Raw genomic sequence first — 12,410 nt, 5'->3', positions numbered from 1 at the left:
GGTCTCGGGGGCCGGCTGTACTGGATGGCGATCCTGCCGTTCCACGGCGTCATCTTCGCCGGTATGGCCCGCCGCATCACCCTCACGGCCGAGAAGAACACGGCGGAGAAGAATACCGCGGCCTAGGGCCCCACGCGGCATCCCCGCGATGCTCGACTACAGTTGTCCAGTGAGCAAAAACCTTGAGGCTGCCAAGAGCGGCCGCGCAGACGTCACGGCGGTTCCTTCGTCGTGGCCTCGCACGCTGTCGCGTGGCGATGTCGTTCTGCACAAGGGCCAGCTCTCGCTGATCAACGACCAGCTCACGCCGCACGAGTCGATGATCGCCGACCTGCTGTTCGTCAAGCAGGTGCTGGATGACGCGGGGCTCGAGTACCTGCTCGTGCGCGGCAACGACGAGCGCCCGGTGATCGCCGTCGACTGGAAGCAGCGTTCCGCGCTGCAGGACGCGCTCGCCGTCGCCATGGCGACCGAGCCCTTCTACGCCAAGACCGTCGACCCCAACGCCGGGCCGGCCCTCTTCGTCGCCGACGGCCGCCTGTCGACCGACGACAAGGCCCGCGTGTTCCGCCTCTTCCGTCCGCGCGTCGAGCCGCTCGGCCGGCTGCGGTACGGTGCCTCGACAGGCATCCAGCTCGAACTCTGGTCGTTCACCGAGACCGAGATCATCGCGCCGGTCGAGAACTCGCTCACCCGCACCGTGATCCCGCGCTCCGAGCTCGTGGAGTCGACCGTCGAGCGCTACGGCGCTGTCTGGCGCACCGCCGAGCCGATGTTCAACCGGCTCGCCTCCGACATCACATTCGACATCGACATCGTCTTCTCCTGGGTCGACGGCACCGACCTCGAGTTCCAGCGCGCGCGGGCCCGGCGCATGCAGAGCTACGTAGTGGGTGAGGGCGACGACCACGAGGCCCGCTTCCGCCAGATCGACGAGCTGCGTTACGCGTTGCGATCCGTCTACGTCTTCGCGCCGTGGATCCGACGCATCTTCATCGCCACCGACTCGCCCACTCCGTACTGGCTCGCCGACCACCCCAAGGTCACGGTCGTGCGCAGCGAGGAGTTCTTCTCCGACCCCTCGGTGCTGCCGACCCACAACTCGCAGGCTGTCGAGAGCCAGCTGCACCACATCCCGGGGCTGGCCGAGCACTTCCTGTACTCCAACGACGACATGTTCTTCGGCCGTCCGGTCACCCCCGACATGTTCTTCTCCCCGGGCGGCATCACCCGCTTCATCGAGGCGGAGACCCGCATCGGCCTCGGAACCAGCGCTCCCGAGCGCAGCGGCTTCGAGAATGCGGCGCGCGTCAACCGCAACGTGCTGTTCGAGCGGTTCGGTGTCACGATCACGCGCCACCTCGAGCACTCGGCCGCGCCGCTGCGGAAGAGCGTGCTCGCCGAGCTCGAACGCGAATTCCCGGAAGAGTTCAAGCGCACGGCGGCGAACGCGTTCCGCAACCGCGCCGACATCTCCGTGACGAACTCGCTGTACCACTACTACGCGCTCGTCACCGGTCGGGCCGTCGCGCAGACCGACGCCAGGGTCAAGTACGTCGACACCACGACGCGCTCCGGGCTGAAGATGATGGAGAGCCTCATCAAGAAGCGTTCGTTCGACATGTTCTGCCTCAACGACGGAAGTTTCCCCGAGGTCGACGGCGAAGTGCGCAGCGACGCGGTCAAGGCGTTCCTTAACCGCTACTTCCCGATCGTGGCGCCGTGGGAGAAGAAGGCCTCCGAGATCGACGCCCAGGCGGTCTAGCGGCCGGCTACTTGATCAGCGCGGCCTTTTCGCGCCGCACGGCGCTGATGATGTCGGCCGGCACGGTGAGCACCGTCTCCTCGTCCACGTCGCTCGACGCGGCGGGCGCGATGCGCACGCCCTCCCGGCGCAGGATGGCGGCGGTCTCGTCAGCGCTGACGTAGCTCACGGGCGTGTGCGTGCCGATCGGCACCACCGAGTGCAACACCGTGTTCTCGAAGACGTGGATGAGGTTGAACGCCTGCGCGCCGTTGCGCGCACGCGTTCCGCCCACGGGCACGTTGAGGTCTTGCGTGTAGCAGGTCGCGGAGGCCACCGAGACGGGGATGCCCGCGAACGTTGCCGTCGACGAGTAGTGCAGGTGGCCCGCGATGATGCTGCGCACGTCGGAGCCGCGAAGTACCTCGGCGAGCCCCGACTGGTCACGCAGCTCCACGAGCACCGCGAGGTCGAGCACGCTCGGCACGGGCGGGTGGTGCAGCGCGAGGATCGTGCCGTCGCGCGAGGGCACACTGAGCTCTTCGGCGAGCCAGTCGAGCTGGGCGCTCGTGATCTCGCCGTAGTGGTGGCCGGGCACGGTGGAGTCGAGCGAGATGATGCGCAGGCCGTTCACGTCATAGACGCGGTCGATGGGAGCGGACTTCTGTTCGGCACCGAGGTGACCCTGGTCGAGCAGTCCGTCGCGGAACGCTCCGCGGTCGTCGTGGTTGCCCATCACCCACACGACCTGGGCGCCGAGGCGTTTCGCCGCCGGTTCGACGATCGCGCGCAGGTGCTCGTAGGCCGCCGGCTCGCCCTTGTCGGCGAGGTCGCCCGTGATCACGATCGCCTCGGGGCGGCCGCCGGATGCCTCGACCTCGTCGAACAGCTGCGCGAGATTGCGCTCGCTCTCGACCGATCCGTAGAGCTGGCCTTCAGCAACGAAGTGCGTGTCGCTGAGGTGGAGAATGAAGTGGTCCGGCCGAGGAAACTCTGCCGTTCGGAGGCTCATGGGTTCCATTCCACCAGACAAATGCTGGACAGCAGGTGAACTGCGGCTTGCGAGTCGCATAATTACGCCGCCGAGTCGTGAGGCTAAGCTTGACCGAAATGAGCGCCTCCTATCCCACTCCACAGTTCCGTCGCACGGCTCTCGCACCCGGCATCCTCGGCGCCCTCGTGCTGCTGGCGGGGATCGCGCTCATCGGTTCCGACGCGTTCACCTTCGTCCGTTTCGGCGTCTGCATCCTCGCTCTCATCGTGAGTGTGTTCGCGTGGCAGGCGAAGATGTGGTGGTGGATCATCGGTCTCGGCCCGATCGCGCTGCTGTGGAACCCCGTCTTTCCCGTCGAGCTCGACGACAACGCGTGGCTCACGGTTCAGTACATCGCCGCGCTCGTCTTCATTGCCGCGGCCATCCTGATCAAGATCCGCAACCCCGAAGACCGCAATCGGCGTTGATTACCGGCACCCCCGCGCGGATCGTCTAGAATAGACGCAGGCGCCCACTCGAACCCACCGATCGCATCGCGACCGGGTCTGGATCACTCGAACGGGCGCCGTCACCCGGCGATCACCCGGACTGACTGCCTTTGCACCACGTCCAGAGCAGCGACCTTCCCCAGCACCACCGGCGACAGCCCGTGGTGCCCGGTGAAACAGCACGAGGAGAACAATGGCCGAACAGGGCCAGCGCCAACGGCGCCAGAACAGCACCAACGGATCATCCGGATCGTCGTCGGCACGGCGTTCCACCCAGCAGCGCCGGGCGCGCGGCGGCGACGACGCCGGCGTGATCCCCGTGCTGGCCAGGGCGGCCCGCGAGGTCGAGACCGCCGTGCAGAAGGGTCCGCTCAAGCCCGCCAACCGCGCCAGGTTCCAGGTTGCCGCGTTGCTGCTGCGCGAAGAGCGTGCCCGCGTGAAGACGGATCCCACGCTCACCGAGGCCGAGCGCTCGAACGAGCAGAAGCGCCTCGACGGTCTCGCCGGCATCCTCGCCAAGACCGCCGCCCGCGACACCAGCCTCATCGCCATGCTCGCCGAGGACGCCCCGGTCACCGCCGCCGCGAAGGCGTTGCGTCGCGACCTGCTGCTCGCCGCCGGCGTCGAGCTCAGCCCCGACGAACTCATCATCACCACCGAGCCGAAGCCGGTCGACAAGACCGTCGAGAAGCAGGTGGTGCCGCAGTCCGTGCGGCAGATGCAGATGTCGAACCCGTTCCTCGCGCCCGACTTCAGCGCGCTGCAGCCGAAGCCGGTCCAGGTCAACCGCCTCGCCAATTGGGAGCTCATCGAGCCCCTCTTCCGCGCCTTCGAGTACGGGGCGGGCGGCGGAGCGGCGAGCATGCGGCTGCCCGAGGCCCAAGGTCTCACCACTCCCGGTGGCATCGAGCTCATGCGGCACCAGGCCCGTTTCGTCGAAGAGGTCAAGCACGGCCACCGCACGTTCCTTCTCGCCGACGAGCCCGGTCTCGGCAAGACGGCCCAGGCTCTGCTGGCCGCATCCGTCTCGAACTCCTACCCGCTGCTCGTCGTCGTCCCGAACGTCGTCAAGACCAACTGGGCGCGCGAGGTCGAACTCTGGACCCCGTCGCGCACCGCCACCGTCGTGCACGGCGACGGCAAAGACGTCGACGCGTTCAGCGACGTCGTCATCGTGAACTACGAGGTGCTCGACCGTCACGTCGGCTGGCTCAGCCGCTTCGGCTTCAAGGGCATGGTCGTCGACGAGGCGCACTTCATCAAGAACCTCAAGAGCGAGCGCAGCAAGAACGTGCTGGCTCTCAGCCGCAGCATCCGCGCGGCTCAGCCCCGCGCGCTCATGATGGCGCTGACGGGAACGCCGCTCATCAACGACATCGACGACTTCCGCGCGATCTGGCAGTTCCTCGGCTGGATTGACGACAAGAAGCCGCTCTCGCCGCTCATGGACAAGCTTGAAGACACCGGTCTCACGCCGGCCGACTTCGGCTTCTTCCCCGAGGCGCGGCAGGCCGTCATCGACATGGGTATCGTGCGTCGCAAGAAGGTGGATGTCGCGGCCGATATCCCCGCGCGTCGCGTCGCCGACATCCCGGTCGAACTCGACGACGACCTCGGACGCACCATCCGTGCCGCCGAGGCCGCCCTCGTAGCGCGACTGATGACCACCTACAACCGGGTGCGCGCGCTCAAGCCCGACGCCGACGTCGACGACCTCGTCCGCGTCGTCGCGCACGCCGAGCTCGAGGAGTCGAAGGGCGCCAAGACCGGCGACAACGTGTTCACCATGGTGCGCAAGATCGGCCAGGCCAAGGCCGGTCTCGCCGCCGACTACACGGCCCAGCTGGCCCGCAACGTGGGCAAGGTCGTATTCTTCGCCAAACACATCGATGTGATGGATGCCGCGGAGGCACACTTCGCGAAGGCGGGGCTCACCAGCGTCTCCATCCGCGGAGACCAGTCGCCCAAGGCACGTCAGGCCGCGATCGACGCGTTCTCGAACGACCCCGAAGTGTCGGTCGTCGTCGCATCGCTCACCGCCGCCGGCGTCGGCCTCAACCTGCAGGCCGCGTCGAACGTCGTGCTCGCCGAGCTCAGCTGGACGAGCGCGGAACAGACCCAGGCCATCGACCGCGTGCACCGCATCGGCCAGGCGCTGCCCGTGACCGCCTGGCGCATCATCGCCGCGCACACGATCGACGCACGCATCGCCGAGCTGATCGACTCGAAGGCGGGGCTCGCCGCCCGCGCGCTCGACGGATCCGACGAGGAGATCACCGCCGAGTCGAACATCCAGCTGCAGGCGCTGATGAGCCTGCTGCGCGACGCGCTCGACGCCTAGGGCCCTCGACAACTACACGCGGGCTACAGCACCACGAACGTTCCGATCGGCAGTCCCGAGAACACGACGAGGGCCGTCGCGGCCCCCGTGAGCAGCAGGAACGTCAGGGCGGGCGCCCAGCCGCGCCCGGCCTGACGGCTCGTGTGGACGGCGCGGGCCACGAGGTAGGCGAGCGGCGTGAGCAGGATCCACGCGGGCGACGCCGTGTCCTGGTGTGACCGCAGCGTCAGTTGCTTGCGGTCCTGCAGGGCAAGGGCTATGCCCGCGATCGCGAAGACGAACACCAGTGCGCCCTGCGTGAACGGGGTGTAGAACTCGGGCGCGAACCTGATGAGCGCGACGGCGACGGCAAGTCCGAACGCCGGAAGCACGGTGATGAGCCACACCGACGACGTGTTCACGCTCGTCGGCGCCTCCATCACGCCCGTGGTGATCTTCGGCGTCATCCCGAACGGCTGGTAGGCCGGTCCGATCGACAGCACCGGGTTGGACGCCGGCACGGTCGCGGGCTCCACCGGGAGCGGCGAGGACGCCGGTGCGACGGGCCCGACCGCGGCGGGCGAGAACGTGGTCGAGGCGCCGGCGGGGCCCGAGGTCGACGGTGCGAGGGTCTGCGCGGGGGCTCCGACTAGCTGATCCGTGAGCTGCTGCTCCGTGAGCTGCTGCTCCGGCTGCTGAGCCTCGGCCGTGCGGAACTGCTCGGGCGCGAACGACGCGCGCGGCTGCTGGGTCGACGAGACGGCCGGCCCCATCGCGTAGTTCGCCGGGGGCGACACCGTGGGCGACACCGTTTCGGGGAGAGTCCGTTGCGCCTCGGCCGCCGCCTCGGCATCGCGCAGCTGCCGTCGGGTCAGTACCTGCCCGGCCAGCGCCTGCACGGCCAGCTCATGCCCGGCCAGCGCCTGCCGTGCCACTGCTGCGACCGGCGGCGTGGCCTCGACCGCCCGCGCCGCGCGCGATTCTGAGTAGATCGCCCGGTTCACGGTCGGCGCGCTGGGAGACGGCACCCGGATCTGCGGCCCGGGAAGGTGCGCGTAGCCGGGGGCCGGGGGCGCCACCGGGTGCGCCAGCGGCTCGAGCGCGTGGGTCCAGGCGGTTCCGTCCCACCAGCGGCGCTGTCGCGAACCGCGCGGGTCGGGGTACCAGCCGGCGGGGATGGGGGCATAAGAAGGCTCAGTCATTCGGGTGACTTTCGATCTCGATGTACGTGGAATTGCGTTACGCGCCCGGAACACGGCCTAGGGCGGGCCGATCCGTTCGTGAAGCACGACGGCGCCCAGGCGATTGCCTGCGCGCCGCCGATCCGGTCATAGTTCCTGTGGATCCCGCTACTTTTCCATGTCCCAGACGCCCCAGTCGAGCACCTGCCATTCGATCCAGCCGTTGGCGCGCTCGAGGCTCACCGCGACGTCGGAATTGCTGCCGCTCGAGCTGATCGCCGTGCACACCGTCTGCTCGCCGAAGATCACGGGGGGAGTGGTGGGGCAGGTGACGCTCATCGAGGCGCCGCTGATGAGCAGGGCGTCGCCCTCGACGGATGCCTCGAGCTGCGAGGTGAACATGGCGGGCAGGATGGCGATGAGCAGTCCGGGAATGGCGACCACGGACGCGAGGTGCAGCGCTCCGAGCCCGAACCAGACGAGAACCGGTCCGATGCCGTGGCCCGACTCCCGGATCACGGCGCGAGCGCGGGCGAGCAGGTAGACCGGCGCCGTGAGCAACGCCCAGGCCCAGTGCGCGGGGCGCTCGACGCCCTGCTTCTTCAGCATGCGGAAGTCGGCGAAGGCGAGGGCGATGACGATGACGTAGGGCACGGTGAGGATGCCGATGAAGATCGTGGCGTTGCTTCCCATGCCCAGCGCCGTGAGCAGCAGCAGGCTGAGCACCAACTGGAACAGCGGGATCATGGCGATGATCCAGGCGGGAGCGGTGCTGACGAGGGGCACGGTGCCGGATGTCGCGGCGCCCGCCCGCGCGCTGGTGGCGCGTTCGCCGCTGGCCCGCGCTGCGGAGCGGCGCGTCTCGTACTGCGGTTCGCCGCTGCTGCGTAGGCCGAAGAGGTCTTCGGCCGCTTCGGACGAGGCCGTGCCATCGGTGTAGGGACGGGCGGTCGACGAGCCGTCGAAGAGCGATTCGAACGACGGGATCGTCGACTCGCTCGGCACTCCGGTGCCGCCGTACGGGTCGATCGTCGGGGGCGCGGCTTCGTTCTGGAACGAGCCCGAGCCGTTCGCGGCCTGGTAGTCGGGGGTGGGGGCGTCGTCGACCTTCGTGAACGCGCGGGGAGGTTCGAGTTCGCGGAGGGTGGCGGCGGTCGGCTTGGCGGGAGTGTTCGGGCGGCGTTCCTCGCGCTGGCGTTCGCGTTCCCGTTCCTCGCGGCGAGTGGGGAGCTCGTCGTCGGCCCAGGCGAACTTCGTGTCCTGCATAACGATGGGCTGGCGGGCCGCAGACGTCTGTTCCGTCCAGGCGTGGTTGTTCCACCAGCGCAGTTGCGGCAGGCCGAGCGGGTCCGGATACCAGCCAGCAGGCGCGCCGAACAGATCGTCTTGAGCCACGGTATTGTTCCCCTTTTCGAAAGTTACTCTTCCGACTTCTTCATGAGTATAGGGACGCGTCAACCACAAGCGCATCATTTCTCACGTTGTGCGTGCACCCCCAAAGCCGGGGGTGCGATCCGCACGATCCCGGGGTTCCCGGCGACAGCGGACCGGTGTTTCCGTGTGTTCATCCGTGCGTCATCGTCCGTTCCCACCGGTTGCTAGGGTGCTATCACAGTCGAAGGAGATTGATCGTGACCACCGAAAATTCCCCCACCCGCACGGAAACCGATTCCCTAGGCTCGCTGGAGATCCCCGCGCACGCCTACTGGGGCATCCACACGGCACGGGCGCTCGACAACTTCCCGATCACGCGGCGCGCTATCGCCAACTATCCCGACCTCATCCGCGCGCTCGCGCGGGTGAAGCAGGCCGCGGCCCGCGCCAACGCGCAGATCGGAGTGCTCTCGCAGGAGAAGGCCGACGTGATCGACCGCGTGTGCGAGGAGATCGTCGGGGGAGCGCTGCACCGCGAGTTCTGCGTCGGCGTCATTCAAGGCGGCGCCGGCACGAGCACGAACATGAACACCAACGAGGTGATCGCCAACCGCGGCCTCGAGATCATGGGCTACGAGCGCGGCGACTACGCCCACCTGCATCCGATCGACGACGTCAACCGCAGCCAGAGCACCAACGACGTGTACCCGACGGCGATCAAACTCGCGATGGTCTTCGGCATCCAGCGGCTGCTCGCCGAGCACCGGCTGCTCACCGCCTCCTTCACCCGCAAGGGCGCCGAGTTCAACGAGATCCTCAAGGTGGGGCGCACGCAGCTGCAGGACGCCGTGCCGATGACGCTCGGCCAGGAGTTCCGCGGCTTCGCGCACACTCTCGCCGAAGACTACGACCGCCTCGGCGAGACCATCAAGTGGCTCAACGAGATCAACATGGGCGCCACGGCGATCGGCACGGGCATCACCGCCGACTCGCGCTACGCCGACGCCGTGCGCGAGCAGCTCATCGGCGTGACCGGCATCCCGATGGAGACGGCGCCCGACCTGATCGAGGCCACGAGCGACGCGGGCATCTTCATGACGGTGAGCGGAACGCTCAAGCGCGCCGCCGTCAAGCTTTCCAAGATCTGCAACGACCTGCGTCTGCTCAGTTCCGGCCCGCAGGCGGGCTTCGGCGAGATCAACCTGCCGCCACGTCAGGCGGGGTCGTCGATCATGCCGGGAAAGGTGAACCCGGTGATCCCCGAGGTCGTCAACCAAGTCGCCTTCAGCGTTATCGGGGCGGATGCCACGGTGACTGCCGCCGCGGAAGCGGGGCAACTGCAGCTCAACGCCTTCGAGCCGGTGATCGCCCATTCGATCCTGCAGTCGCTCGCCTGGATGACGAAGGCCTGTTACACCCTGCGGGTGAACTGCATCGACGGCATCACCCCGAACATCGGCAAGCTCGCCCAGCAGGTGGAGTCGTCGGTGGGTGTGGTGACCGCGCTCACGCCCTTCATCGGGTACGCGGCATCCGCGAATCTCGCCCACACGGCGCTCACGACCAACGCCTCGATCGCCGACCTGGTCGTCGCCGCGGGGCTCATGACCGAGTCCGACGTGCAGCGGGTGCTGTCACCGGAGCGCCTCAGCGGCATGGTCCCGACGACATCGGCGATCACCACGATCGACGTCGAGACGCATGAACCACGCACGGAGCACGAGCCACGCGTGACCGAGACGGTCGCGCCGACCGAACTCTAGTTCTCGGAGTCCTCGTTGGTCGGCGCCCTAGTTCTTGGGTGCGGTGCCTTCGAGCTCGTCGTCGTCATCGTCGTCGTCGAGCTCGAGGGCGCGGTCGCGGGCCTCGCCTACCGAGAGCGTCGCGCGCTCGACGGCCTCTTCGCCGCGGTCCTTGAGGTCGGCGGCGGTCTTCTCGACCTGCCCTTTGACGTCGTCTGCGGCACCGCTCACGCGGTCCGCGACGTCTTTGGCGGTGGCCGACGTCTTGTCGGCGATGGCCGTGGCGGTGGCCGTGGTCTTACCCGCGATGTCCTTCGCGGTGGCGGAGGTCTTGTCGGCGATGTCCTTGGCCGTGGCCGAGGTCTTGGTCGCGACGTCTTTGGCGGTGGCAGACGTCTTGTCGGCGATGTCCTTCGCGGTCGCGGCGGTCTTCGTCGCGACGTCTTTGGCCACCGTCTCGGCGCGGTCGCGGATGATCGGCGCTTGGGTGCGGGCGTAGATCTCCACGTCGTCGCGGACCTTCGCGACGCGCGGGTCGCGCCAGTAGTGCGTGGCGGTGGCGGCGATCCTGTCGTACTTCTCGCGGCCGGCGCGTGCGCCGAGGACGTAGCCGATACCGAGGCCGGTCAGGAGGAGGAGTTTACGCTTCATGCTCCCACCCTAACTTTCCACGCTGACATCCTCGACACCTTTGTCGGGGCGCCAGCCGCGCCAACTGGGCTGGCGCAGCCGCTTGGTCGGGGTCCACTCCGCGAACTCGACCTCGCCGACGAGCTTGGGGCTCACCCACACCGCGTCGCGCGCGTCCGCGGCCGGAACGTCGACCACGGCGCTCGTCTTGCGGGCGAGTTTCTTGAGCCGGGGCATCATCTCGTCGAGGGCCTGCTCGTCGAAGCCGGTACCGACCCGGCCGACATAGCGGATGCCGTCGCCCTCCGGCACCCCCATCAGCAGCGAGCCCACGCGTCGCGCGCGCGAGCCGTGGCCGGGGCGCCAGCCGACGATCACGACCTCCTGCGCGCGGTGATGTTTGAGCTTGAGCCAGGTGCGTGAGCGCACGCCGGGCGAGTAGCGGCCGTCGAGCTTCTTGGCCATCACACCCTCGAGTCCGAGCGTGCCGCTGCTCTCCATGGCGGCGGCGAGGTCTCCGTCGAAGACCGGCGGTACCTGCACGACCCCGTCGGGCGTCACGGTCTCTTCGAGCACGGCACGGCGGTCGACGTACTCCCGACGCATCAGGCTCGCGCCGTCGCGTTCGAGAATGTCGAAGACCATGAATTTCGCCGGGATGCTCTTCGCTGCCTTCTCGACGTCGGCCTGCTTGCGCAGGTGCATGCGTCCCTGCAGCAGCGAGAAGTCGGGCCGACCGTTCCTGTCGAGCGCCACGACCTCGCCGTCGAGCACCGCGTTGCCGTCCACCGCCTCCACGAGCGCACCCAGCTCGGGATAGCTCACCGAGATGTCGACGCCGTTGCGGCTGAAGAGCCGCACCTCGCCGTCGCGCACCTCGGCGATCGCGCGCACCCCGTCCCACTTCATCTCGAACGCCCAGTCGCCTTCGTCGTCGAAGGCCGTCTCGGTGGTGCTGCCGAGGGTGGCGAGCATCGGCGAGGGCGGTTTCGACCCGGATCCCGTGGCGCGCTCGGCCTTCGTCCGCCCGGCGGGAGCCGCGTCATCCGGAGTCTCGTGCGCGTCGGACGCCTGCGACGCGCCCGGCTGCTCCTTCATCAGGTGGATGAGCCAGTTGTTCTCGGCCCGGCCCCCGCCGCCCGAGTGGATGAGCGCGTAGCGGTGGGTGCCGTGCTTCTCGCCGTGCAGCACCGCGATGACCTCTTCGCCGTCGCGCCACTTCTCGAGCTCGTAGATTCCGGCGTCCCAGATGGTGACCTCGCCCGCGCCGTACTCGCCGGTGGGGATGCGGCCCTCGAAGCTGCCGTACTCGAGCGGGTGGTCCTCGGTCTGCACGGCGAGGTGGTTCGTCTTCGAGTCGGTGGGCACGCCCTTCGGCAGCGCCCAGCTGACGAGCACGCCGTCGTGCTCGAGGCGGAAGTCGTAGTGCAGGCGCCGGGCGTGGTGCTCCTGGATGACGAACGAGAAGCCGTCGGAGGGGGAGGCCGCCTCGGCAGGCACGGGCTCGGGCGTCTTCGTCCCGTCGCGCATGCTGCGGTACTTCTCGAGCCGGTCTGTTCCGCCTGGGTCTGTTCCGGCCGGCGCCGATCCCGCCGGCGCGAACCCGGCCATGCGCTCCGGCGTCGGCTCGAGCGAGGCGAGGTGCCCCGCCGTCAGACCCGCGAGCGGGTCGCCGTTCTTCGCCACGCGGGCGAGCACCTCGGTGTACTCGAGCTGCGCGAAGTTCTTGCTCGCGAGTTCCCGCCAGGTGCGCGGCGCCGCCACGGTCGGCCGCTCGCGCCCGCGCAGCGAATAGGGCACGATCGTCGTCTTGCTGCCGTTGTTCTGGCTCCAGTCGACGAGCACGCGGCCGTCGCGCAACGACTTCTTCATGTCGCTGACGACGAGGTCCGGATGGTCGGCTTCCAGCACCCTGGCGAGTTCGTGGGCGACCGTCG

General features: G+C 68.5%; 10 protein-coding genes. 5 read left to right on the top strand and 5 right to left on the bottom strand.

The features are described 5' to 3' along the window. Together ACLQ6X_RS13805 and ACLQ6X_RS13800 are read left to right on the top strand one after the other, a co-directional pair. Nucleotides 1-126, top strand: a 126-nt coding sequence (locus tag ACLQ6X_RS13805) for a DUF2867 domain-containing protein (protein WP_411700731.1), incomplete at its 5' end; no start/stop codon positions are given. Between the two features lie 43 nt (nucleotides 127-169). Continuing rightward, complete coding sequence (locus ACLQ6X_RS13800) at nucleotides 170-1,765, top strand: stealth family protein (RefSeq protein ID WP_411700729.1); 1,596 nt, start codon at nucleotides 170-172, stop codon at nucleotides 1,763-1,765. Between the two features lie 7 nt (nucleotides 1,766-1,772). Here the strand turns inward: ACLQ6X_RS13800 and ACLQ6X_RS13795 are convergent, their stop codons facing one another. After that, nucleotides 1,773-2,756 carry a phosphodiesterase gene (locus tag ACLQ6X_RS13795; protein WP_411700728.1) on the bottom strand — a complete coding sequence of 328 codons (984 nt, stop codon included), beginning with the start codon at nucleotides 2,754-2,756 and terminating at the stop codon, nucleotides 1,773-1,775. A gap of 98 nt (nucleotides 2,757-2,854) precedes the next feature. Here ACLQ6X_RS13795 and ACLQ6X_RS13790 point away from each other — a divergent pair, with 98 nt between their 5' ends. Both ACLQ6X_RS13790 and ACLQ6X_RS13785 read left to right on the top strand, forming a co-directional pair. After that, nucleotides 2,855-3,205, top strand: coding sequence for a DUF6804 family protein (locus ACLQ6X_RS13790; RefSeq protein ID WP_411700727.1), 351 nt, complete (start codon nucleotides 2,855-2,857; stop codon nucleotides 3,203-3,205). Between the two features lie 214 nt (nucleotides 3,206-3,419). After that, nucleotides 3,420-5,567: a DEAD/DEAH box helicase gene (locus ACLQ6X_RS13785; protein WP_411700726.1), complete on the top strand. Its 2,148-nt coding sequence runs from the start codon at nucleotides 3,420-3,422 to the stop codon at nucleotides 5,565-5,567. Between the two features lie 23 nt (nucleotides 5,568-5,590). Here ACLQ6X_RS13785 and ACLQ6X_RS13780 read toward each other — a convergent pair whose 3' ends face one another. Both ACLQ6X_RS13780 and ACLQ6X_RS13775 read right to left on the bottom strand, forming a co-directional pair. Further along, nucleotides 5,591-6,748 (bottom strand): DUF2510 domain-containing protein, encoded by a 1,158-nt coding sequence (locus tag ACLQ6X_RS13780; RefSeq protein WP_411700725.1) that lies wholly within the window; start codon nucleotides 6,746-6,748, stop codon nucleotides 5,591-5,593. 147 nt (nucleotides 6,749-6,895) lie between these two features. Continuing rightward, entirely contained in the window at nucleotides 6,896-8,122 is a 1,227-nt protein-coding gene (locus ACLQ6X_RS13775) for a DUF2510 domain-containing protein (RefSeq protein WP_411700724.1), read from the bottom strand. Nucleotides 8,123-8,355: 233 nt separating this feature from the next. On the opposite strand from ACLQ6X_RS13775, the gene ACLQ6X_RS13770 reads away from it, so the two are divergent. After that, nucleotides 8,356-9,864 carry an aspartate ammonia-lyase gene (locus tag ACLQ6X_RS13770; RefSeq protein ID WP_411700730.1) on the top strand — a complete coding sequence of 503 codons (1,509 nt, stop codon included), beginning with the start codon at nucleotides 8,356-8,358 and terminating at the stop codon, nucleotides 9,862-9,864. A gap of 27 nt (nucleotides 9,865-9,891) precedes the next feature. Here the strand turns inward: ACLQ6X_RS13770 and ACLQ6X_RS13765 are convergent, their stop codons facing one another. Continuing rightward, entirely contained in the window at nucleotides 9,892-10,494 is a 603-nt protein-coding gene (locus ACLQ6X_RS13765) for a protoporphyrinogen oxidase (RefSeq protein WP_411700723.1), read from the bottom strand. 9 nt (nucleotides 10,495-10,503) lie between these two features. Next, nucleotides 10,504-12,410, bottom strand: a 1,907-nt coding sequence (gene ligD, locus ACLQ6X_RS13760; protein WP_411700722.1) for a non-homologous end-joining DNA ligase, incomplete at its 5' end; no start/stop codon positions are given.

This window comes from Conyzicola sp. (assembly GCF_046714715.1).
Classification (GTDB): domain Bacteria; phylum Actinomycetota; class Actinomycetes; order Actinomycetales; family Microbacteriaceae; genus Conyzicola.
Note: the sequence above shows the minus strand (reverse complement) of the source record. Positions and strands in the feature narration are given on the sequence as shown.

Bases quoted from the DNA above. Each gene is read 5' to 3' on its own strand.
- ACLQ6X_RS13765 (WP_411700723.1), bottom strand. From the start codon at position 10,494: ATGAAGCGTAAACTCCTCCTCCTGACCGGCCTCGGTATCGGCTACGTC.
- ACLQ6X_RS13790 (WP_411700727.1), top strand. From the start codon at position 2,855: ATGAGCGCCTCCTATCCCACTCCACAGTTCCGTCGCACGGCTCTCGCA.
- ACLQ6X_RS13785 (WP_411700726.1), top strand. From the start codon at position 3,420: ATGGCCGAACAGGGCCAGCGCCAACGGCGCCAGAACAGCACCAACGGA.
- ACLQ6X_RS13795 (WP_411700728.1), bottom strand. From the start codon at position 2,756: ATGAGCCTCCGAACGGCAGAGTTTCCTCGGCCGGACCACTTCATTCTC.
- ACLQ6X_RS13780 (WP_411700725.1), bottom strand. From the start codon at position 6,748: ATGACTGAGCCTTCTTATGCCCCCATCCCCGCCGGCTGGTACCCCGAC.